22 protein-coding genes are annotated in these 21,694 nt (G+C 66.4%); 4 read left to right on the top strand and 18 right to left on the bottom strand.

Going from position 1 to position 21,694, the window contains the following annotated elements; all coding sequences use genetic code 11:
* Positions 1 to 40 precede the first annotated feature (40 nt).
* The 16 genes from urtA to cbiE all read right to left on the bottom strand — a co-directional run bounded on the left by urtA (position 41) and on the right by cbiE (position 16,181).
* On the bottom strand, positions 41 to 1,306 hold the full coding sequence (gene urtA / locus BLS75_RS25390) for an urea ABC transporter substrate-binding protein (RefSeq protein WP_019094029.1): 1,266 nt from the start codon (positions 1,304 to 1,306) through the stop codon (positions 41 to 43).
* Between the two features lie 225 nt (positions 1,307 to 1,531).
* Positions 1,532 to 1,831, bottom strand: coding sequence for a 7(1) septoil knot domain-containing protein (locus tag BLS75_RS25385; RefSeq protein ID WP_015633974.1), 300 nt, complete (start codon positions 1,829 to 1,831; stop codon positions 1,532 to 1,534).
* Between the two features lie 149 nt (positions 1,832 to 1,980).
* Positions 1,981 to 2,991 carry a FecCD family ABC transporter permease gene (locus BLS75_RS25380; protein ID WP_011059011.1) on the bottom strand — a complete coding sequence of 337 codons (1,011 nt, stop codon included), beginning with the start codon at positions 2,989 to 2,991 and terminating at the stop codon, positions 1,981 to 1,983.
* Positions 2,988 to 3,947, bottom strand: a complete 960-nt coding sequence (locus BLS75_RS25375) for an ABC transporter substrate-binding protein (RefSeq protein ID WP_072452007.1) — start codon at positions 3,945 to 3,947, stop codon at positions 2,988 to 2,990. The genes BLS75_RS25380 and BLS75_RS25375 overlap by 4 nt, the downstream gene beginning before the upstream one ends.
* Positions 3,944 to 4,732, bottom strand: coding sequence for an ABC transporter ATP-binding protein (locus BLS75_RS25370; RefSeq protein WP_053156130.1), 789 nt, complete (start codon positions 4,730 to 4,732; stop codon positions 3,944 to 3,946). The genes BLS75_RS25375 and BLS75_RS25370 overlap by 4 nt, the downstream gene beginning before the upstream one ends.
* A 41-nt stretch (positions 4,733 to 4,773) precedes the next feature.
* Positions 4,774 to 6,903: a TonB-dependent receptor gene (locus tag BLS75_RS25365; RefSeq protein ID WP_072452006.1), complete on the bottom strand. Its 2,130-nt coding sequence runs from the start codon at positions 6,901 to 6,903 to the stop codon at positions 4,774 to 4,776.
* Between the two features lie 155 nt (positions 6,904 to 7,058).
* Positions 7,059 to 8,441: a PepSY-associated TM helix domain-containing protein gene (locus BLS75_RS25360; protein ID WP_072452005.1), complete on the bottom strand. Its 1,383-nt coding sequence runs from the start codon at positions 8,439 to 8,441 to the stop codon at positions 7,059 to 7,061.
* A 99-nt stretch (positions 8,442 to 8,540) separates the two neighbouring features.
* Positions 8,541 to 10,673, bottom strand: a complete 2,133-nt coding sequence (locus BLS75_RS25355; protein WP_072452004.1) for a TonB-dependent copper receptor — start codon at positions 10,671 to 10,673, stop codon at positions 8,541 to 8,543.
* Between the two features lie 88 nt (positions 10,674 to 10,761).
* Complete coding sequence (locus BLS75_RS25350) at positions 10,762 to 11,172, bottom strand: DUF2946 domain-containing protein (RefSeq protein ID WP_065364904.1); 411 nt, start codon at positions 11,170 to 11,172, stop codon at positions 10,762 to 10,764.
* Between the two features lie 55 nt (positions 11,173 to 11,227).
* Entirely contained in the window at positions 11,228 to 11,722 is a 495-nt protein-coding gene (locus BLS75_RS25345; RefSeq protein WP_065364905.1) for a copper chaperone PCu(A)C, read from the bottom strand.
* Between the two features lie 49 nt (positions 11,723 to 11,771).
* Positions 11,772 to 12,170 carry a DUF2946 domain-containing protein gene (locus BLS75_RS25340; RefSeq protein ID WP_072452003.1) on the bottom strand — a complete coding sequence of 133 codons (399 nt, stop codon included), beginning with the start codon at positions 12,168 to 12,170 and terminating at the stop codon, positions 11,772 to 11,774.
* Positions 12,171 to 12,270: 100 nt separating this feature from the next.
* Complete coding sequence (locus tag BLS75_RS25335) at positions 12,271 to 12,561, bottom strand: addiction module antidote protein (RefSeq protein WP_072452002.1); 291 nt, start codon at positions 12,559 to 12,561, stop codon at positions 12,271 to 12,273.
* A 3-nt stretch (positions 12,562 to 12,564) separates the two neighbouring features.
* Positions 12,565 to 12,867, bottom strand: coding sequence for a type II toxin-antitoxin system RelE/ParE family toxin (locus BLS75_RS25330; protein WP_072452001.1), 303 nt, complete (start codon positions 12,865 to 12,867; stop codon positions 12,565 to 12,567).
* Between the two features lie 183 nt (positions 12,868 to 13,050).
* Positions 13,051 to 13,779: a cobalt-precorrin-6A reductase gene (locus tag BLS75_RS25325; RefSeq protein WP_072452000.1), complete on the bottom strand. Its 729-nt coding sequence runs from the start codon at positions 13,777 to 13,779 to the stop codon at positions 13,051 to 13,053.
* On the bottom strand, positions 13,776 to 14,873 hold the full coding sequence (locus BLS75_RS25320) for a cobalt-precorrin-5B (C(1))-methyltransferase (protein WP_072451999.1): 1,098 nt from the start codon (positions 14,871 to 14,873) through the stop codon (positions 13,776 to 13,778). Before BLS75_RS25320 ends, BLS75_RS25325 begins: the two co-directional genes overlap by 4 nt.
* Positions 14,874 to 14,966: 93 nt before the next feature.
* On the bottom strand, positions 14,967 to 16,181 hold the full coding sequence (gene cbiE, locus BLS75_RS25315) for a precorrin-6y C5,15-methyltransferase (decarboxylating) subunit CbiE (protein ID WP_072451998.1): 1,215 nt from the start codon (positions 16,179 to 16,181) through the stop codon (positions 14,967 to 14,969).
* Positions 16,182 to 16,319: 138 nt separating this feature from the next.
* Between cbiE and cobG the strand changes: the two genes are divergently transcribed.
* The 4 genes from cobG to cobJ are packed head-to-tail and all read left to right on the top strand — an operon-like array spanning position 16,320 to position 20,704.
* Positions 16,320 to 17,633, top strand: a complete 1,314-nt coding sequence (gene cobG / locus BLS75_RS25310; RefSeq protein ID WP_072451997.1) for a precorrin-3B synthase — start codon at positions 16,320 to 16,322, stop codon at positions 17,631 to 17,633.
* A complete protein-coding gene (locus BLS75_RS25305) occupies positions 17,626 to 18,252 on the top strand; it encodes a precorrin-8X methylmutase (RefSeq protein ID WP_011059025.1) in 627 nt (208 codons plus the stop codon). Before cobG ends, BLS75_RS25305 begins: the two co-directional genes overlap by 8 nt.
* On the top strand, positions 18,252 to 18,983 hold the full coding sequence (locus BLS75_RS25300; RefSeq protein ID WP_026020077.1) for a precorrin-2 C(20)-methyltransferase: 732 nt from the start codon (positions 18,252 to 18,254) through the stop codon (positions 18,981 to 18,983). Before BLS75_RS25305 ends, BLS75_RS25300 begins: the two co-directional genes overlap by 1 nt.
* Positions 18,983 to 20,704, top strand: coding sequence for a precorrin-3B C(17)-methyltransferase (cobJ, locus tag BLS75_RS25295; RefSeq protein WP_072451996.1), 1,722 nt, complete (start codon positions 18,983 to 18,985; stop codon positions 20,702 to 20,704). The genes BLS75_RS25300 and cobJ overlap by 1 nt, the downstream gene beginning before the upstream one ends.
* Here the strand turns inward: cobJ and BLS75_RS25290 are convergent.
* Positions 20,701 to 21,144 (bottom strand): SMI1/KNR4 family protein, encoded by a 444-nt coding sequence (locus BLS75_RS25290; protein WP_065364911.1) that lies wholly within the window; start codon positions 21,142 to 21,144, stop codon positions 20,701 to 20,703. The two genes, cobJ and BLS75_RS25290, sit on opposite strands and share 4 nt — an antisense overlap.
* On the bottom strand, positions 21,141 to 21,686 hold the full coding sequence (locus tag BLS75_RS25285) for a CPCC family cysteine-rich protein (RefSeq protein WP_065364912.1): 546 nt from the start codon (positions 21,684 to 21,686) through the stop codon (positions 21,141 to 21,143). Before BLS75_RS25285 ends, BLS75_RS25290 begins: the two co-directional genes overlap by 4 nt.
* Between the last annotated feature and the right edge of the window lie 8 nt (positions 21,687 to 21,694).

The raw sequence follows: 21,694 nt of genomic DNA, 5'->3' as shown, positions 1-21,694 counted from the left end.
CGAGCAAGCTCGCTCCTACGGGGAAGGCGTCAGGTTCGGATCAGTTGCTCTTGACCGCGTAGTCCGGCTTCTTGTCGTTGCCCGGGATGAACGGGCTCCAGGGCTGGGCACGGATCGGGCCTTCGGTCTGCCAGACCACGTTGAACTGACCGTCGGGCTGGATCTCGCCGATCATCACCGGCTTGTGCAGATGGTGATTGGTCTTGTCCATGGTCAGGGTGTAGCCCGAAGGGGCGGCGAAGGTCTGCCCGGCCAGGGCCTCGCGAACCTTGTCGACATCGGTGGACTTGGCTTTCTCCACGGCCTGGGCCCACATGTGGATGCCGACGTAGGTGGCTTCCATCGGGTCGTTGGTCACCGCCTTGTCCGCGCCCGGCAGGTTCTTGGCCTTGGCGTAGGCTTTCCAGGCGGCGACGAACTTCTGGTTCACCGGGTTATCCACCGACTCGAAGTAGTTCCAGGCCGCGAGGTTGCCCACCAGTGGCTTGGTATCGATGCCGCGCAGTTCTTCCTCGCCCACCGAGAAGGCCACCACCGGCACGTCGGTGGCTTTCAGGCCCTGGTTGGCCAGTTCCTTGTAGAAGGGCACGTTGGAGTCACCGTTGACCGTGGAGATCACCGCAGTCTTGCCACCGGCGGAGAACTTCTTGATGTTGGCGACGATGGTTTGATAGTCGCTGTGGCCGAACGGGGTGTAGACCTCTTCGATGTCCTTGTCGGCCACGCCCTTGGAGTGCAGGAACGAACGCAGGATCTTGTTGGTGGTGCGCGGGTAGACGTAGTCGGTGCCCAGGAGGAAGAAGCGCTTGGCGCTGCCGCCGTCCTCGCTCATCAGGTATTCCACCGCCGGGATCGCCTGCTGGTTCGGCGCGGCGCCGGTGTAGAAGACGTTGGGCGACATCTCTTCGCCTTCGTACTGCACCGGGTAGAACAGCAGGCCGTTGAGCTCCTCGAACACCGGCAGCACCGACTTGCGCGACACCGAGGTCCAGCAGCCGAATACCACCGCCACCTTGTCCTGGGTCAGCAACTGGCGGCCCTTCTCGGCGAACAGCGGCCAGTTCGAGGCCGGGTCCACCACCACCGGCTCCAGCAGCTTGCCGTTGACCCCGCCCTTGGCGTTGATTTCGTCGATGGTCATCAGCGCCATGTCCTTGAGGGACGTTTCGGAGATCGCCATGGTGCCCGACAGCGAGTGCAGGATCCCCACCTTGATGGTTTCGGCGGCCTGGACGGTCCAGGTCATGCCCATCGCGGCAATGCTTGCCGTGAGAGTGAAAGCCTTGAGCAAACTACGACGCTTCATTGTGCGATCTCCATGAACTCTTGATTTTTCAGGTGGTAGATGCGGACTGCTGAAGGGCTGTTTTGCAAGGGGTGTGCCGAGTCGGCGCAAGGCATGAAAACGTCGCTTTAACGGCGCGGGCGGGGGAGGTGATGCCCCAAGACGAGGCTTGGGCAAGGGGCTGGTGCGTCGGGGTGCGTCATTGTGGTGCTGCCGCTGGGCGGCAGCCGTGGCCTGGGGGTGGCTTCAGTTCACGCCCGGGAAGGAATCGACATATTTGATGGTGAAGTCGGGAAAGGAGTCGACGATCTGGATCTTGTAGTCGGGAAAACTGTTGACGATTTTCCACTTGCCCGGCGCGTCGGCGAAGGAGTTGACCTGCTTCACCTTCAGGTCGGGGAAGGAGTTCACCACCTTGACCTTGTAGTCGGGGAAGCTGTTGACGATCTGGATGTTGCCGTAGATTTTCGAGACGTCGACAGAGGTGTCGGCCACAGCGCCAAGGGAGGTGCCGAGCAGCAAGGCCAAGAGTGCGGTTCTGAACATGAGACTCATCCTGAGAGATCCAAGCGCGCGATCTTAAAGCAAGGGCGACGATTGTAGGAGCTGGCTGGCCAGCGAAGAGGCCCTTGAACCTGGCACAAGGCCTACGGGCGCCTTCGCCGGCAAGCCGGCTCCTACAGAGGCGGGCACAGTCAGCGGCGGCGCATCAGGCCGATGAAGAACACCCCGCCGATGGCCGCGGTGGCCACGCCGATGGGCAGGTCCTCGGGGGCGATCAGGGTGCGCGCAGCCACATCCACCCAGACCAGGAACACGCTGCCCAGCAGTACGCACACCGGCAGCAGCCGGCGGTGTTCGGCGCCCACCAGGCGCCGGGCAATGTGCGGCACCATCAGCCCGACAAAACCGATGGAGCCGCTGATGGACACCAGCACTCCGGTCATCAGCGAGGCAATCAGGAACACCTTCAGGCGCACATTGCGCGCGTTCAGGCCCAGGGTCACGGCGGTCTGCTCGCCGGCCATCAGGGCGTTCAGCGGGCGTGCCATGCCCAGCAGCAACACCAGCCCCAGCAGCACGCTGGCGGCGGGGATCGCCAGTAGTTCCCAGCGCGCCAGGCCCAGGCCGCCGAGCATCCAGAACATCACTGCGGAGCTGGCGCGGTGGTCGCCCATGAACAGCAGCAGGTTGGCCGCGGCCATCATCACGAACGACACCGCCACCCCGCACAGCAACAGCCGGTCGCTGTCCAGGCGGCCGTTGCGGGCGGCGATCCCCAGCACCAGCGCCATGCTCAGCAGGGCGCCGACAAAGGCCGCCAGGGGCAGGGTCAAAAGCCCGATGACCTGGCCCAGGTGCAGCACCACGATCACCGCGCCGAGGGTGGCGCCGGAGGTCACCCCCAGCAGGTGCGGGTCGGCCAGCGGGTTGCGGGTCACCGCCTGCAGCACCGCGCCGATCAGTGCCAGCCCGGCACCCACCAGGGCCCCCAGGAGCATGCGCGGCACGCGGATCAGCCAGACGATGTGCTCCTGGCCCGGGCTCCAGTCCACAACGCCCAGGCCCAGGGCCTTGTGCAACAGAATGCGCCCCACCACCTCCACCGGCACCCGCGCCGGGCCAAAGCCCAGGGACACCACGCAGGACGCCAGCAGCAGGGCGCCCAGGGCCATCAACAGTGCGGCATAGCGGGGACTGGTCATTCGCCGTGGAAACCCTTGGCCAGGGTTTCCACCGCCAGCACGTTGTCGATGCCCGGCGTGGCCTGCACATAGGGGATGACGATAAAGCGCTGGTTCTTGATCGCATCGACTCCTTGCAGGGCCTTGTTGTTCAGCAGGAACTGCTGCTTCTGCTCGGCGCTGACTTCGCTGTAGTCGACGATCACGATCACCTGCGGGTTGCGCTCGACCACGGTTTCCCAGTTGACCCGGGTCCAGCTGGCGTCGACGTCATCGAGGATATTGCGCCCGCCGGCCGCGTCGATCAGGGCCTGGGGCATGCCCAGGCGGCCCGAGGTCATGGCCCGGTCTTCGCCGCTGTCATAGAGGAATACCCGCGGCTTGTCCCTGGGCAGGTCCTTCTGTACCTGGGCCACCTGCTCCTGCATCTGCGCGATCAGGGCGTTGGCGCGATCCTGCACGTCGAAGATCCGCCCGAGGTTACGCAGGTCGGTGTAGGTGTCCTCGAGGCTGGCGGCCGGGCGCTTCATCACGAAGGCGCAGGACTCGGTCAGCTCGTAGACGTTGATCCCCAGCGGCGCCAGGGTCTGTGGCGTGAGGTCGCCGCCCACGCGCATGCCGTAGTCCCAGCCGGCGAAAAAGAAGTCGACGTTGGCATTGAGCAGGGTTTCCACCGACGGGTACTTGGCCGCCAGTTCCGGCAGGCCGTCGAGCAGGGCGCTCATCTGCGGGGTCACGGCCTTCCAGCCGCTGATCCCGCTGTAGCCCACCATGCGTGGCTTGAGCCCCAGGGCGAGCATCATCTGGGTCATGTTGATGTCATGGCTGAGGGCATGTTTCGGTGCTTGCTTGAAGGTCACTTCGCGGTCGCAGCTGGTGATGGTCAGCGGGTAATGGGTGGCCTCGGCGAAGGCCTGGGCGGCCCCCAGAGACAGGGCCAGGAACAGGCTGGAGCGAAGCAGGGAGCGCAAGGTCATGGTTGGGTGATCCAGGTGATTCGTGGGTAGCCGGACAGGGGATGGGCGTCGATCAGCGCCTCGACGCCGAAGACGTTGCGCAGCAACTCGACGGTGAGCACCTCGCCGGGCGTGCCGCTGGCGACGATGCGCCCGTGGTCGAGGACATACAGGCGGTCGCAGAAGGCGGCGGCCAGGTTCAGGTCGTGGATGCTCGCCAGGGTACCGATGCCCAGGCGCTTGACCCGCTGCAGCAACTCCAGCTGGTAGCGCGGGTCGAGGTGGTTGGTGGGCTCGTCGAGGATCAGCAACTGGGGTTGCTGGGCCAGGGCGCGGGCCAGGATCACCCGCTGTTTCTCACCGCCGGACAGGGTGGCGAAGGCGTGGTCCTCGAAGCCCAGCAGGCCCACCGATTCCAGGGCCTCGCGGGCGATGCGCCGGTCGTCCTGGGTGTCGCCGTCGAACAGGCCCTTGTGCGGGGTGCGGCCCATGGCGACCACCTCTTCCACAGTCAGGCCGAAGGCGTCGGGAAACTCCTGGAGGACCACGGCGATGCGTTGCGCGCACCAGCGCGGCGACTGCTTCCACACATTCTGATGCTCAAGCTGCACCTCGCCCTGCTGCGGCTTGCTGAAGCGATAGGCGCAGCGCAGCAGGCTGGTCTTGCCGCTGCCGTTGGGCCCGATCAGGCCGACGAACTCGCCGGCCGCCACCTGCAGGCTGGCCTCACGCAGTTGGAACTGGTGGTGGCAGTGGCCCTGGCCCAGGGGTGTCCAGGCCAGGTTGGTGAGGTTCAGCGAGGTCATGCCGTATCCGTGTGGTCCCCGCGCGGTGGCCGCAGGTGAGGTTAAAAGGTGTAGTCAGCGGTGACGAAGAACGAGCGCGGCTCGCCGAGTATCCATTGCTGGCCGTCATTGTATTGGCTTTGCGCGTACTGGCGGTCAAACAGGTTGTTCAATTGCAGGCCCAGGGTGGTGCTAGGCAGGGCTTTCCACGACAGCGCAGCATCCACCACGGTGTAGCTGGGCAACTGATTCCGGTTGGCCATGTCGGCGTAGCGTGCGTCTACGTAGCGCACTCCGGCGCCGGCCCGCAGGTCATCGTCGAGGGCCTTGCTCAGCCACAGGTTGGCGGTGCGCCGTGGCACGTCCACCGGGCGCTTGCCGTCGCGGGAGACCTGCACGCCGTCGACGTCCTGCTGGAAGTCGTCGTACCGGGCGCGAACGATGGCGGCGTTGGCCTGCAGTTGCCAGGCGCGGGGCAGTTGCAGGTCCAGGCTGGCTTCCAGGCCGTTGGAGGATTGCTGGCCCACCTGCTGTTTCAGGTCCGGGTCGCCCGGGACATCGGTCAGCAGCTTCTTCTTGACGATGTGATAGGCCGCCAGGGTCCATTCGCCGCGCTGGTCCCAGAACATCTGCTTGAGGCCGATCTCGGTCTGCCTGGCGCTGGAGAGGTCGAATTGCTGCTGGCTCTTGCTCAGGGAAATCAGCCCGCCGACACCGTCGGTGCTGGTGGAGTACTGGCCATAGAGGGAGGTGTCCGGGGTCACCGCAAACACCAGCCCGGCCTTCCAGTTGTTACCGGTCAGGGTCTTGTCGCTTCGGCTGTCGTCCTTCAAGTCATCGCGATCAATATGCACGTAGTCGCGGCGCACACCGCTCACCAGGGACCAGCGCTCGCTGAGCTGCAGGCGGTTTTCGGCGAACACCGACATCTGCCTGGTGGTGGTCTTGAACTGGTCGCGGTAGGGGCTGTCGCTGGCGAAGTCGTCCGGGGCCGGGTGGTACAGGTCCACCGGCTGACCGTTGCTGAAGCTGTCGGTGAAGGGCGAGTTGCTCTTCATGTGGAAGCGGATGCGGTTGTAGTCGACCCCGGTCAGGGTCTGGCTGTCGAGGCCGAACAGTGAGTGCTTGAAGGTGAAGGTCTGGCGGTCGCCGACCTGTTCCTGCTGGTGACCGATGCCGAAGTTGCCGCTGCGGGTCAGTTGCCGGTTGGCCGGATCGTAGTTGTAGTTCTCGGCGTTCTGCCAGCGGCGCTGGGCCTTGAGGTAGTACAGCTCGTTGCTGGCGCTGAGGTTGTCGGAAATCTGCCATTGGCTGGTCAGGCGGGTCCACTGGTCGTTGTAGTGCTGCTTGTCATTGCGCACGTTGTAGTTCTTGTCCCGCAGGCTCTTGTGCAAACGCCCGTCGATCAGCGGCGTGCCGAAGTCGTTCATCGGGTTCTGGTCGCCGTAGTCGTGGGCCAGGGTGAAGGCCAGATCGTCACGGGCCTGCCAGCGCAGGGCAGCGCTGACGAAGTCGCCGGAGGAATCGCCCCGGTCGATCCAGCCGTTGCTGCGCTCGCGGTTGAGGTTGAGCCGGTAGCTCAGGGTGTCGCTCAGGGAGCCGCCGCTGTCCAGGGCCTGCTGCTGGCGATCGAAGGAGCCGTAGCCCAGGCGCAGGTGGTTTTCGATTTCGCCGCTGAACGGCTTTTTCGGGACGGTGTTGATCACCGCTCCGGTGGCGCCTTCGCCGTACAGCACCGAGGCCGGGCCGCGCAGCACGTCGACCCGCTCCACCGCCCAGGTGTCCACCGGGAAGGTCACGGTGCCCATGCCGGTGTACATGCGGTTGCCGTCATACAGCTGCATCACCGAACTCTGCCCGGTAAAGCCCCGTGCCGACAGCGCGGTGCCGCCGTCGCCCGGGGTGCCGGTGCGGCTGATGCCGGCGCTGCGCGATACCGCGTCCTGGATGCTCCGATCGCCCCGGGCGCGGATTCGATCGCCGCTCAGGCTGTCGGTGCTGGCCGGGGTTTCCAGGGCGCTCAGGCCCAGGCGCGAACCGGCGCTGGTGGGGGTGGCCAGGCGGATGCTGTCGTCGGCTTCGCCGGCAGCGGCGGAGATGGTGCCGGTGGGCAGGGTCAGGGCGGAGCCGTCGGCCTGGGCCGGGGAAGTCAGGGCCATCAGGCAGAGGCTGGGCAGCAGGTACTTGTTCATCGGGACGGTGAATCACTTTTTCCAGAGGGTTGCCCGCAGCGGATGAGGCTGCGGGCGGGGATCTTACACTAAGCGTTATAAAGTAACATTATAACTGTGCGCAACTGAAGCGCGCGGAGTGTACAGAGCCCTCTGGAATGCGCATCTCGGCTGATTCATGTTGAAGATGAGGCTGATTCAGGATCACGGTTCCAGCGCGATAGCAGCAGGCGGTCCAGCAGCCAGACCACGACCAGCGAAGCCCCCACCAGCGGGAAGGCCAGGGCCAGCAGGCCGATGACCAGCATTGCGGTCTTCCAGCGTGGCAGGTCGTGGCGCAGCGGTGGTACGCCGAGCCGGCCCTGGGGCCGTCGTTGCCACCACATGATGAGACCACTCACGGCGCCGAGCAGGATCATCAGGCACACCACCAGCACCAGGATCTGGTTGAAGCGCCCGAACATCTTGCCTTCGTGCAGCATCACTCCCAGCTCGGTGGCCCGGGCCACGTTGCTGTAGTCCTTCCAGCGCACATCGGCGAGCACCTGGCCGCTGTACTGGTCGACGTGCAGGGTGGCGTCGTGGCGCGGGTCGTCGGCGAATACGGCGATGGTGAATACCCCTGTCGCCGTGCTCGGCAGGGTGATGCTGTAGCCCGCTTCGACCTGGCGCTGACGGGCGATGTCCTGCACCGCCTGCAGGCTGATGGCGGGGACGGCCGCAGCGGTATTGCCGGCGTTGTGGGCCATGTGCTCGGCGTGGTCGCCGGACATCGGCATGGGGGTGTTTTCCAGGGCCCAGGGCACGGTCTGGCGGCTGGCGCTGTTGAGCTCTCCGGCCTGCTGGTCGGAGGTCGGCACCTCGTTCCACATGGCCGCCGGAAAGCGGTTCCACAGGTCGGCGTACTGCTTGCCCCAGAAGCCGGTCCAGGTCATGCCGCTGAGCAGCATCAGCAGCAGGAAGGCCGAGCCCCAGAAACCCAGCACACCGTGCAGGTCACGCCAGAACAGGCGGCCGCGGGCACTCCAGCGTGGCCAGAGTACTCCGGCCGAAGACTTACCCCGCGGCCACCACAGGTACAGGCCCGAGACCACCAGGACAATGCCCCAGCTCGCGGCCAGTTCCACCAGCCGATCACCCGGGGTGCCGATCATCAGCTCGCCATGGATGGCCCGGGCCATGGCCTGCAGGTTGCCCTTGGCATCCTGCTCGCCGAGCACGTCGCCGTGGTAGGGGTCGATGAATACATTGAGTTCCTGGCCTTTGTGCTGCACCACGAACTGCGCGCTGCGCTCGGCATCCACAGGGGGCAGGTACTGCTTGATATGGCCCTGGGGGTAGGCGGCCTGAACCCGTTGCAACAGCTCATCGGCGCTGAGGCTGTGGTGGGCGGCAGGCACCTTGAGCAGGCTGGGGTACATCAGCGGGTCCAGCTGCGGTTTGAACAGGTAGACGATGCCGGTCAGGGCCAGCATCACCATGAAGGGGGCGACGAACAGCCCGGCGTAGAAATGCCAGCGCCAGGCCAGGTTGTAGAAAGACACTTTGGGTCGGTTCATCGGGGAAGGCTCCGCAGGGCTGTGGATCTTTTCTTATGGGGGCTGTTCGCCGGCAAGCCGGCTCCTGCGACAAGGAGACGGCGTGCCGGCGAAGGGGCATCAGAAACTCAGGTCAACCTTGGTCCAGAGCGTGCGCCCCGGTTCCTTGATGGCTTGCGGGTCTGTCGCCGGATAGCCGAAGCCGGCATTGCCCGCCAGGTTCAGGTGCTCGGCGTAGGCCTTGCCGAACAGGTTGTCGACCCCGGTGCTGAGCTTGAGGTTCTTGGTCACCCGGTAGGCGCCGTTGAGGGAGAACACGCCGAAGCCGCCGCTCTTGCCGAAGTCCTTGCCGACCACGTTGCCCTTGTTCAGGTCCACCCGGTTCTGCGCGGCGACCACGCGCCACAAGGCCCCGGCGCTCCAGTCGTCCTCGCTGTAGGTCAGGCCCAGGCGCGCGTCCAGCGGCGGCATCTGTGGCAGGGCCTTGCCGTCGCTGCTGTTCTTGCCCCAGGCGTAGGCCAGGGTCGCGTCGGCTTTCCAGTTGGAGGTCAGCTTGTAGGCCGCGCCCAGTTCGCCGCCCATGATCCGGGCGTCGATGTTCTCGGCCCGAGAGGTGCTCATGCCCATCATTTTCGAGTTGTAGTCGAAGAGGATGTAGTCGCGCACCTGGCCGATGTAGCCCGAGGCCCAGGCTTCCAGGTCTTCACCCTGGTATTGCAGGCCGAAGTCGAGCTGGGTGGTCTTTTCCGGCTTGATCGAATCGAAGGCGTTCACCGAGCCGGCCGGGCCCATTTTCGGCGAGAACAGCTCCCAGTAGTCGGGGAAGCGCTGGGTGTGGCCAAGGCCGACGTAGAGCGTGGTCGGGCTGTCGGCCAGGTCATGCTCGTAGCGCACGAAGCCGCTGGGCAGGGTATCGGCCCGGGTGTCGCCGGCGGTGGGGTTGGGGCGGGTCATCATTCCCGAGCCGATGCTTTGCCGGTAGTCCTTGGCGGAGGCGCGGTCCAGGCGCGCGCCGGTGATCATCCGGTCACGCTCGGCGGCGTACCAGGTCAGCTCGCCGAAGGCTCCGTAGTTGTGGAAGTCGGCGTCCTTGGTACGGGGCAGCTCCTTGTAGGTGTCGATGCCGCTGCTGGCGCGGTTGCGGTGTTCGTTGGTCTGGGCGTCCAGGCCGCCGATCAGTTGCAGGTCGGCCCAGCGCCAGGTGGCCTTGAGCCGCGCCCCGAGGGTGCGACGGTCGACGTTGGAGGCCATGGGGCCGGCCATCATTCCGGTGCCGGATGGGGTGCGCAGGCTGTAGTTGTCCATCACGTGGTCGGCGTAGTTGTAGTAGACCTGGGCCTCGACCTTGTCCAGCACCTCGCCAAGGTTGGACTTCTCGAAACGCAGGCCCAGGCTTTCGCGCTTGAACTGCGAGCCGTCCATGCCGCGCCCGGCGTAGCGGGCTTCGCCATCGCCCTTGCCGGCAGTGAGTTCCAGCAGGGTGTCGGCGTCCGGGGTCCAGCCCAGGGCCACGTCACCGTTCCACTTGTCGTAGCGCGAGGCCACGGTGTCATTGTTGCCGTCGCGGTAGTCGTCGGCGTGGGCGGTGTTGCCGATCACCCGCACATAACCCAGGGGGCCACCGGCAGCGGCATCCAGGGTCTTGTCGAAGCGCCCGTTGGAGCCGGCCAGCAGGCTGGCATTGACCCGGGTGCCAAGTTCGCCGAAGTGTTCCGGTTCGCGCTCGAAAAGCACTGTGCCGGCCGAGGCGCCCGGGCCCCAGAGCACGGTCTGCGGGCCCTTGATCACGGTCAGCCGGTCGTAGGTTTCCGGAGAGATATAAGAGGTCGGCGCGTCCATGCGGCCCGGGCAGGCGCCGAGCATCATGCCCCCGTTGGTGAGGATGTTCAGCCGCGAGCCGAACATGCCCCGCAGCACCGGGTCGCCGTTGGTGCCGCCGTTGCGCACCAGGGCAAAGCCGGGAATGGTCTTGAGGTAGTCGCCGCCGTCACTGGCCGGCACCGGCTGGCGCGGGTCCTTGGGGTTGGTGACCACGGTCAGGGGCGAGCTGGGGGCGATGGCGGTGATCACCGTCGGGCTCAGTTCGGTGCTGTGCCGGGAGTGGTCCGTTGCGGCATCGTCGGCTAGCGCCAGGGGCGTCAGCAGAGCGCCGCAGAGGACCACGAGGGCGCGGTTGAAGTGCTGGCGCGCAGGGTTCAGGGCGAAGGTCTTGAGTGGCTGGGCAACGCCCAGGCGAGAGTCGGCAGAAAACATAGATGTTCCATCGTTCGGTCTTGAATGACACGGCCGCAGGTACGCGTCTGTCGCGCTGACAGCCGGCCGTGTGAGATGAGCTGAAGACTCAGGCGAGGAACGGTGGGGCGCGGGTCAGGGCGCCGGGGAACACGGTCTGCCGGGCGTGGCCCAGGCGCGTGGCGGGGATCAGGAAATACGGTGTGGGCGGCGTGAACAGAGCGGCGAACGACAGCGCCGAAGGCAGTGCCGGGCAATTGAACAGCAGGCTGCAATAGCCGCATTTTTCCCAGAGCACATGCTCTTCGCCCTGGGATCTGCCCTTCTGTGCGTGGTGCGGGCTTTCACCGTGGCAGCCGGGCGCAGCGTCGCCCATGTCCATGGAAACGGACATGTTCATCGGCATCGCGTGATCCATCGGCATCGACTGGGAAATCAGCGGGCCGATAAAGATCATCAGCATGGCGAACAGGCTGATCCAGCTGCCGCGGCGGACTCCAGACGAGTCGCGGCGCGGCACGGACCGCCTGCGGCCAGGCGCGTGCGGGGCGTTCACGGTGAGGGCCGGTCAGTGCTTACTGGGCGTGCATATGCCCTTGCATGGCGTCCGGCGCCTGCTTCTGCACCGCCACTTCGACCGTGACGTCACCGGCTTTTTCAAAGTGCAGGGTCAGCGGGAAACGCTTGCCGTCGGTGAGCAGGCTGCGGTCCTTGAGCTCCAGCAACATCACGTGGTAGCCCATGGGGGCGAAGGTCGCCTCGCCACCTGCGGGCACCGCCACCTTGGCCACTTGTTGCATCTTCATCATGTCGCCTTGCTTGACGTGCTCGTGCAGCTCGGCCTTGCCGGCGATCGGCGAGTCGACGCTGAGCAGGGTGTCGGCGCTCTTGCCCGGGTTGTGCACCACGAAGTACGCGGCCACGGTGGGCGCGTTCGGCGGCAGTTCCTGAGACCAGGGATGGGCGATCTGCAGGTCACCGGCCTTGTAGTCGTGGGCGGTGGCGAAACAGGCAGGCAGTAGCAGTGCGGCCAGCAGCAGGGATTGCTTGACCAGGGATGGTTTGGACATGTGAGTTCTCCAGAACGATTCAAAGACGCAGATCACTTGCGAAAGGGAATCATGCCAGAGGCGGGGCACCGGGGTTCAGGCTGGGCCATTGCTGGCGCAGGGTGAGCCGTTCTACCTGCGGTTGCGGTGCGCCCGGCTGGACTGCGAAGCGGGTGAAAGACAGCTGGGGAACGTGCCCGGGCAAAGCCACCAGCGGCGGCGAGCCGGAGCAGCACCAGCAGTGCTGCATGGTGGAATGGTCGTCGTTCTGTGGCGCTTGCTGGTCGAGCTTGCCCAGGGAAATGGCCACCAGCTTGGTGCCGGTGGAGGAACAGAAGCTGCCCCACAGCAGTTGCTCGTCCAGCCCCGAATCGTTGCGCTGCATGGCCCCGGAAAGCGGCATGGCAAGCATGTTGAACAGCACTGCGAAGCAGGCGATCCAGGCAAATGCGAGCCGTTGTCGGGACATGGTGGGCGATCCGTCGGTTGAGCGATCAGGCGGGTATTTAGCCTGATCGCTGTGGATAAGTAAAAAAACACCGTGTGCGGTGTGGTGTCGCAGGAGCGGTTCAGGCGTTGCTGACGTTGATCTTCAACCCCAGGGCCTTCATCACCTTGATGATAGTCGCGAACTCCGGGTTGCCCTGGCTGCCGAGGGCCTTGTACAGGCTTTCGCGGCCCAGGCCGGTGTCACGGGCGACCTGGGTCATGCCGCGGGCACGGGCGATGTCGTTGAGTGCGGCGCGGATCAGCACGCCGTCGCCGGTGTCCTCCTCGAAGCAGGCGTCGAGGTAGGCGACCATGTCGTCAGGGGTCTTGAGGTACTCCGCCGCGTCGAAGCGGGTCACTGGGGTGCGCATGTTTCAGCCCTCGCTCTTGAGGTCGCAGGCCAGTTGCCTGGCCCGTTGGATATCGCGTTTCTGGGTGGCCTTGTCGCCGCCGATCAACAGCAGGTAGATCACTTTGCCGCGGCGCGAGAAGTACACCCGGTAACCCGGGCCGCGGTGGATGCGCATCTCGTGGGCGCCTTCGCCCACAGGTTCGCAGTCGCCAAAACGGTCCAGCTGTGCGGCGCGGATCCTGGCCAGTACACGGGTTTTCCCTTGCGGGTCCTTCAGGTTCAGCAGCCAGCGGCTGAACTCAGGAGTCTGCTCGAAAACGAACATGGAAAATGTATTCCTTGGGATACGTCGCGGCAACCCATTTGTCCGCGAAAAACCCAGTGAAGCGACAGGCGGTCCTGCCCGGCGCCGGCGTCACTGAGGCTGTTCAAGGAAGGCTAAAGCAAGGAATTGGCGCGCGCTGCCAGGGGTTTCCCATGTTGCTGTGGGGCGCGATGGTTTTGTCTGTCAGGCTTTATCCGGCAAGCCCAGGGCCAGCAGCAACTGGGCCGTGCTGCTGAAACTGCGATCCGTTTCGGGCAGGTCCGGACGCTTGAGGACCAGCACCGGCAGCCCGCGCTCGCGGGCCACTTCCAGCTTGGGTTCGGTGGCGCTGCTGCCACTGTTCTTGCTGATCAGCACGTCGATCTGCCGGCGGGCGAACAACTGCCGCTCGTCTTCGATCAGGAACGGCCCGCGGGCACCTATGACTTCGCAGTGCTCGTTGCCCGGGCAGGCCTCCAGGGCGCGCAGGGTCCAGAATTGCCCGGGGGGAATTTCATCCAGGTGCTGCAGGGGCTCGCGGCCCAGGGTGAACAGTGGCCGCTTGAAGGGGCGCAGGGCCTCCACCAGTTGCGCCCAGCCGTCGATCTCGCGCCAGTCGTCACCCGGTTGCGGCTGCCAGGCCGGGCGCCGCAAGGCCCAGCAGGGCACGCCAGCGCTCTTCGCGGCGGCCACGGCATTGGCGCTGATCTGTGCTGCGTAGGGGTGGGTGGCATCCAGCAGCAGGCCGATCCGCTGCTCGCGGATAAAGCGCGCCAGGCCCTCGGCGCCGCCGTAGCCGCCGACCCGTACCTGGCACCGCAGGTCACCGGGCACCCGACCGACCCCGGCCAGGCTGTAGATATGTTCCGGGCCCAGGGTGCGGGCGATGGCCAGGGCCTCGGTGACCCCGCCCAGCAGCAGGATACGGGTCATTGGAAACCTCCGGCGTGGCCGACGATGCCGCCCTGGCGGTCGATGGCAAAGACCTCTACCTGGACCTGGGGCGGCACCACGCTGCGGGCGAAATCCAGGGCGTGCCGGCAGACCGCATCGCCCAGCGCGACTCCGGCGGCGCTGGCCATGGCCAATGCCTGCTGGCTGGTATTGGCTTGGCGGATCGCCTGTTGCAGGACCGGGTCGGCCCCCGCATCGGCGGCCCATTGCGCCAGTTGCGGCAGGTCGATACTGGAGTGGCGGCTGTGCAAGTCCATGTGCCCGGCGGCCAGCTTGCTGATCTTGCCGAAGCCGCCGCACAGGCTGAGTTTATCCACCGGTACTTTGCGCAAGTGCTTGAGCACCGCACCCACGAAGTCGCCCATTTCGATCAGGGCGATTTCCGGCAGTTCGTAGACCCGGCGCATGGTGTCCTCGCTGGCGTTGCCGGTGCAGGCGGCGATGTGCAGGTAGCCATTGGTTTTGGCCACGTCGATGCCTTGATGGATCGAAGCGATGTAGGCCGCGCAGGAGAAGGGCCGGACGATGCCGCTGGTGCCCAGGATCGACAGCCCGCCAAGAATCCCCAGGCGCGGGTTCATGGTTTTCAGGGCCAGTTCCGCTCCGCCCTCGACGTTCACCGTGATCTCGAAACCGCCGGGGTAGGCCCGTTCTTCGGCGAGCCGTTGCAGGTGCTCGCCGATCATCCGGCGCGGTACGGGATTGATCGCCGGCTCGCCCACCGCCAGCACCAGGCCGGGGCGGGTCACGGTGCCGACGCCCTGGCCGGCGACGAAGCGAATGCCCGGTTCAGGGGTCAGGCGCACCCGGGAGTACAGCAGGGCGCCGTGGGTCACGTCCGGATCGTCGCCGGCGTCCTTGATAGTGCCGGCTTCGGCGCCGTCGGCGGTGTGGCGGCAGAATTCCAGGCGCATCTGCACCTGCTTGCCCTTGGGCAGGATGATCTGCACCGCATCGGCATTGCTGCCCTCGAGCAGCAGGCGCGCGGCGGCCAGGCTGGTGGCGGTGGCGCAACTGCCGGTGGTCAGGCCGCTGCGCAGGGGCGCGGGCTGTTCCGCTGTTTCTTCACGCATGCCCCAGCCCTCGCAGGGGCGAGCTTGCTCGCCAAGGGCGCACTTCGGTCTCTTGGGCGGACGTATTCGCGAGCAAGCCCGCACCTGCAAGGTTCATGGCAGGTCCCGGGGCTTGTGCAGGTCCAGCAAGGTGATCGGCAGGGCCTGGCGCCAGGTGTCGAACTCTCCCAGTGGCTGGGCCTGGGCGATGTGGATGCGGGTCAGCTCGCCGCCGTGGCGTTCTCGCCAGTCCATCAGGGTCATTTCGCTTTGCAGGGTCACGGCATTGGCCACCAGGCGCCCGCCGGGCTTGAGTTGTTCCCAGCAGGCCTGCAGCACGCCTTCGCGGGTCACGCCGCCACCGATGAAGATCGCATCCGGGCGTTCCAGCCCGGCCAGTGCCTGGGGCGCGCGGCCGCGTATCAGTTGCAGCCCGGGCACGCCGAGTACCTCGCGGTTGTGTTCGATCAATTGCTGGCGGCCGTCGTCGGCCTCGATGGCCAGGGCGCGGCAGCTGGGGTGGGTACGCATCCACTCGATGCCGATGGAGCCGCTGCCGGCACCCACGTCCCAGAGCAGCTCGCCGGGCACCGGTGCCAGGCGCGCCAGGGTCATGGCTCGCACGTCGCGCTTGGTCAACTGGCCGTCGTGGCGAAAGGCCGAGTCCGGCAGGCCGGCGAGCCGCGACAGGCGCGGGGTGCTGGCTTCGGCCAGGCATTCGATGGCCAGCAGGTTGAGGTCGGCGATTGCCGGGTCGGCCCAGTCATTGGCGGTGCCGTCGATGCGCCGCTCCAGGGGGCCGCCCAGGTGTTCCAGCACGCTGATCCGGCTCGGGCCGAAACCGCGCTCGCGCAGCAGGCCGGCGATGGCGGCCGGGCTGTGGCCGTCATTGCTCAGCACCAGCAGGCGTACCCCGCCGGACAGTTGGGCGCTGAGTGCGCTGATCGGCCGTGCGACCACAGAGAGCGTGATCACCTCCTGCAAAGGCCAGCCCAGGCGCGCAGCCGCCAGGGAATAGGACGAAGGAAAGGACAGTACCTGGATTTCCTCTGCGGGCAGCTGCCGCGCCAGGCTGGCGCCGACGCCGAACAGCATGGGGTCACCGCTGGCCAGGACGCAGACTGCAGCACCACGCTGGCTCAGCACCGGCTCCAGGGAAAACGGGCTGGGCCACAGCTGGCGCTGGCCACGGATGCAGGGTGGCAGCAGGTCCAGCTGGCGTTGGGCGCCGACGATCTTTGATGCGCCCAGCAGGGCGTGCCGGGCATTTCTGCCAAGGCTCTTGAAGCCGTCTTCACCGATTCCCACTACTGTCAGCCAGGGCGACATCTCTATTCCTCGAACGCAAAACCTGTTGTTCCGACAGGCAGGCTTTTCATGCCTTCGGACAAAGCAGGCATAATACCGCGCCTTCGCTGACGAAGCGCTTTTCCCACACGGCCGGTCACCCCCTTGAACGAACGCTCGATGTCCACTGCCATCCGCCCCTCGGCCTGCCCGGGGTTACTGCGCATCGTCCCGGCGCTGGACGGTGGCATCTGCCGGATCAAGCTGGCTGGCGGCGTCATCAGCGCGGAGCAGGCCGTGGCAGTGGCCGAGGCGGCGCAGACTTACGCCGGTGGCGTGATCGAGGCCACCAACCGCGCCAACCTGCAGATTCGCGGCATCGGCCCGGAGCATCAGGCACTGATCGCCGCACTGCTGGCTGCCGGGCTTGGGCCGACTACTGCCGCCGGTGACGATGTGCGCAACCTGATGCTCAGCCCCTGCGCCGGGATCGATCGGCAGTGCTTGATGGATACCCGACCCCTGGCCGCGCAGATTCTCGACACCTTGCAGGGCCATCCGCGCTTTCACCAACTGTCGGCCAAGTTCGCCGTACAGCTCGACGGTGGCGAAGCCCTGGCCATGCTCGAACATCACCATGACCTGTGGCTGTCGGCCCTTGAGCGCGACGGCCAGGGGCTGCTGGCGTTCGGCCTGGCTGGCTGCCCGGTGGATGAACCCCTGGCGGCGGTGGCGCAGGACCAGGGCCACGAGCTGCTGGTGGCCGTGCTGGAGTTGTTTCTCGACCTGGCGCGGCCGGAACAGACGCGCATGCGTCACCTGCTGATGGACATGTCGCGGGAGGATTTCCTCGCTCAACTGGAGCCCCGCCTGAGCCGGCCGCTGTTGAATATCGGTGGCTGGCGGCGCCAGACCAGTGATGCCGGGCTGCACATCGGTACTTATCCACAGGCTGCTTCCGGGCAGGTCTATGTTGGCGCGGGCACGCCCCTGGGGCGGCTCGATCCGGCCATGCTCAAGGGCGCGGCGCAATTGGCCCGAGAGTACGGCGACGCCAGCCTGCGCCTGACCCCCTGGCAGAGCCTGCTGCTGCCCTCGATCGCCGCGGCGGATGCGCCGGCGGCCACTGCCGCCCTGGAGCAACTGGGCCTGCTGTGCAGCCCGCAACAGGCCTTGGCTCACTTGATTGCCTGCACCGGTTCCAGTGGTTGCGGCAAGGCCCTGGCCGACACCAAAAGCGACGCCCTGCAACTGGCAGGACTGCTCCAGCGCCATGGCCGCCAACTGGATGTGCACCTGTCCGCCTGCCCGCGTTCCTGCGCCGCCGCTCATGTGGCGCCGGCCACCCTGCTGGCGGTGGCCCCAGGGCGCTATGACTTGTATTTGCGCGATGCAGCGCTGCCGGGTTTCGGCACGCTGCACGCACGCAACCTTTCTATTGAAGCGGCAGAGGCATTGCTCGATGCCCGCCCACGGAGCAACCTTGATGCTTGATTACATCCGCGACGGTCAGGAGATCTATCGCAACTCCTTCGCGATCATTCGCGAAGAAGCCCGGCTGGAGCGCATTCCCGCCGACCTGGAGAAACTCGCCGTGCGGGTGATCCATGCCTGCGGCATGGTCGAGGCCGTCGACGGCCTGCAGTTTTCCGAGGGCGCCGGCAAGGCCGGGCGCGATGCCCTGGCGGCCGGTGCGCCGATTCTCTGCGATGCGCGCATGGTTTCCGAGGGTATTACCCGGGCCCGCTTGCCGGCCAACAACCAGGTGATCTGCACCCTGCGCGACGACAGCGTGCCAGCGCTGGCCCGGGAGCTGGGCAACACCCGTTCCGCTGCGGCCCTGGAGCTGTGGCGCCCGCACCTGGAAGGCAGCGTGGTGGTGATCGGCAACGCGCCCACCGCCTTGTTCTACCTGCTGGAAATGCTCGATGCGGGCGCGCCGAAACCGGCGCTGATCCTCGGCTTCCCGGTGGGCTTCGTCGGCGCCGCCGAATCCAAGGCGATGCTCGCCGCCGACAGCCGCGGGGTGCCCTTCGTGATCATGCAGGGCCGCCTGGGCGGCAGCGCCATGGCGGCGGCAGCGGTCAATGCCCTGGCCACGGAGGTCGAATGATGCAGCAGCCCGGACGTTTGATCGGCCTTGGCGTGGGCCCCGGTGACCCGGAACTGATTACCCTGAAGGCCCTGCGCCTGCTGCGCGAATCACCGGTGGTGGCCTACTTCGTCGCCAAGGGCAAGAAGGGCAATGCCTTCGGCATCATCGAAGGGCATCTGCAACAGGCCCAGACCCTGCTGCCCCTGGTGTACCCGGTCACCACCGAGGTGCTGCCGGCGCCGCTGTCCTACGAACAAGTGATCAGCGACTTCTACGACAGCGCCAGCGAGGAGCTGGCGCAGCACCTGGACGCCGGCCGCGACGTGGCGGTGATCTGCGAAGGCGACCCGTTCTTCTACGGCTCCTACATGTACCTGCACGACCGGCTGGCCGAGCGTTACCAGGCCGAAGTGGTGCCGGGGGTGTGCTCGATGCTGGGCGGCGCTTCGGTGCTGGGCGCGCCGTTGGTGTATCGCAACCAGAGCCTGTCGGTGCTTTCCGGGGTGCTGCCCCATGAGGAACTCAAGCGTCGCCTGGCGGACGCCGATGCGGCGGTGGTGATGAAGCTGGGACGCAACTTCCCCAAGGTGCGCCAGGTCCTGGAAGAACTGGGGCTGGCGCGGCGTGCGCTGTACGTCGAGCGCGCCACCATGGCCAACCAGAAGATCGTGCCGCTGGATGACGTGGAGCCGATGTCCTCGCCGTACTTCTCGCTGATCATCGTTCCCGGCGAAAGGTGGCAAGGCTGATGGCCCGTTCAACTCCGGCCATCGTCATCCTTGGCCAAGGCAGCCTCGACACCGCACGGCAGATCCAGCGGCTGTATCCCGACTCGTTGATCCACGGTCTGGCGGAACGGGTCGAAGGCGCCGACCGGGTCTACCACGAATTCGGCGCGACCCTGCGCCAGCTCTATCAGCAGGACACGCCCATCATCGCCCTGTGTGCGGCCGGCATCGTGATCCGCACCCTGGCGCCGCTGCTGCTGGAAAAGGGCGCCGAGCCGCCGGTGCTGGCGGTGGCCGAAGACGGCAGCGCCGTGGTGCCGCTGCTGGGCGGCCTGGGCGGCGTCAACGTCATGGCCCGGGAAATCGCTGCGGGCCTTGGAGTGGCCGCGGCTATTACCACTAGCGGTGAACTGCGCTTCGGCACCTGCCTGCTCAACCCGCCCAGTGGCTATGCCCTGGGTGACCTGGAGCTGGGCAAGCGGTTCGTCTCCGACCTGCTGGGTGGCGAAAGCGTGCGCATCGAAGGCGCAGCACCCTGGCTGGCTGCGGCGAAGCTGCCCGAGAACGACCAGGCCCGCCTGACCATCCGGGTCGGTTCCGCCGAGCGCGAGCCCGTGGCCAATGAGCTGCTGATCTACCCCCGCAGCGTGCTGGTTGCCTGCCGTGGGCAGCGGCTTGCCGGCGAAGCTGATAGCGACCTGGCCACCCACATCCGCCAGGCTCTGCATCAGGCGCGCATCGCGGTGCAGTCGGTGGCGTGCCTGCTGGCCGCTGACCGCGACATGGCCGACCGTGCCCTGCACCAGGCAGCAGCGCAACTGGGCGTACCGTTGCGTTTCCTGCCGGCCGCCGACAGTGTCGCCGAACTGGCGCAACAGGCCGTGCCGCAATTGCTGCCGCCGCTGAAGGTGGGCGAGGACATCGCCATTGCTGTGGCCAGCCAGCCCCTGGACCCGGAGCAGATTGGTCGCCCCCGTGGGCGCCTTGCCGTGATCGGCCTCGGCCCTGGCGCCGCCGAGCTGATGGTGCCGGCAGTGAAAGCCGAACTGGCCCGGGCCAACGACATTCTCGGTTATGAAACCTACGTGCGCATGGCCGGTCCGTTTCGCGCCGACCAGGTGATGCACTGCACCGATAACCGCGAAGAGATGCAGCGCGCCCGTCACGCCTTCGAGCTGGCGGCCCAGGGCCGTTCGGTGGTGGTGGTGTCGTCCGGCGACCCGGGAGTGTTCGCCATGGCCGCGGCGGTGCTCGAAGCCCTGCACGAATCCAGCGACCCGGCCTGGCACAGCGTCGACCTGGAGATCCTCCCGGGCGTCTCCGCCTCCCTGGCCACCGCAGCCCAGGCCGGTGCACCCCTGGGTCATGATTTCTGCGTGCTGTCGCTGTCGGACAACCTCAAGCCCTGGGACATCATCGAGAAGCGCCTGGACCTCGCCTCCCAGGCGGATCTGGTCCTGGCCTTCTACAACCCGATTTCCCGTTCGCGGCCCTGGCAACTGGGCCGGGCCCTGGAGATCGTGCGCCAGCACCGTACGCCGCAAACCCCTGTGGTATTGGGGCGCGACATTGGCCGCCCGGGCCAGACCCTGCGGGTCATCACCCTGGGCGAACTGACCCCGGAGCAGGTGGACATGCGCACCATGGTGCTGGTGGGCTCCTCCACCACCTGCGTCTTCCCCCGGGCCGGGGGCGGCGATTGGGTGTACACCCCGCGCTGGTACGGCAATAAACCCCTCTAGGAGTCGCTGGGTTCGGCGGTCAGCAGCCAGGTGATGAATTCGAAGAAGCCGGCCCATCTGGCGGGGATGCGGCCGGCGACGAAAGCTTCCCAGTCGCCCAGGTCGAAATCCCAGACGCCGCCGCTGTCCTTGTCCAGCAAGTAGCCGCCTTCGCCTTGCAATGAGGTGAAGGCCACAAAGTTCTCTGGCAGCTCCCAGACCTCATGGATGAACTCGGTGCCCATGCGAACTTCCTCGCCGGGCCCGGCAATGTCGAGGAGCACTTCGTCGCTGGCGCGGCTGCTGAAATCGGCGGGGTGGCAGGCCAGGTAGATCTGTGCGAACTCGCTGTCCGGGGCAATGCCCAGGGCTTCCAGCGCCAGGGTGACCTCGGCGCTTTCAGGAAGCGGGCGGTAGCGGGGCTGGGCTTCGATCAGGGCAATCAGTGGCGCTGGAATCATGCAGGGTACTCGGTGGCGCGCGGCCATTTGTCCAGCGGCAGATGGTTCATGTCGCGGGTGAATTGTTCCCGGGCCTGGCCCAGGGTTTTATGGTTCGGCCCGCTCGGCACATCCAGCGCTTCGCTGCCGTCGTCTTCCCAGTGGCACAGGTCGCAGATCTCGTATTCGCCTCGTGCGCCCAGGGTCAGGTAGCCGCAGCAGGGGCAGGCCTCCAGGCACTCGATGTTCGCGCTGACGGTGTAGTCACCCAGCCCGGCTTCACGCAGGCAGCGCCTCAGGTACAGGTGGGTCACGCCGCGATATTCGGCGCGCAGGGCGATCAGCAGCAGCGCGTCGTAGCGTGGGTCTTGCACCTCTTGCGGGGGCTCCGGTTGGGTCAGGATCTGTTGTTGCAGGCTGGGTGCAAGTGCCGCGAATTCAAGGTCGTCGCTGTCTATTCCCCACCAGTTCAGGAGGTGGGAGAAGCGCGCGGCGGCGTCGAGGCCGGGCAACCTGTGGCGGCTCAGAAGGTCGATGGCTGCGTTGGCGGTGAGTTTTTCCATGGGGGCTC

Source organism: Pseudomonas sp. NFPP12 (genome assembly GCF_900103205.1).
GTDB classification, from domain to species: domain Bacteria; phylum Pseudomonadota; class Gammaproteobacteria; order Pseudomonadales; family Pseudomonadaceae; genus Aquipseudomonas; species Aquipseudomonas protegens.
This window is presented reverse-complemented; position numbering and strand designations above follow the sequence as displayed.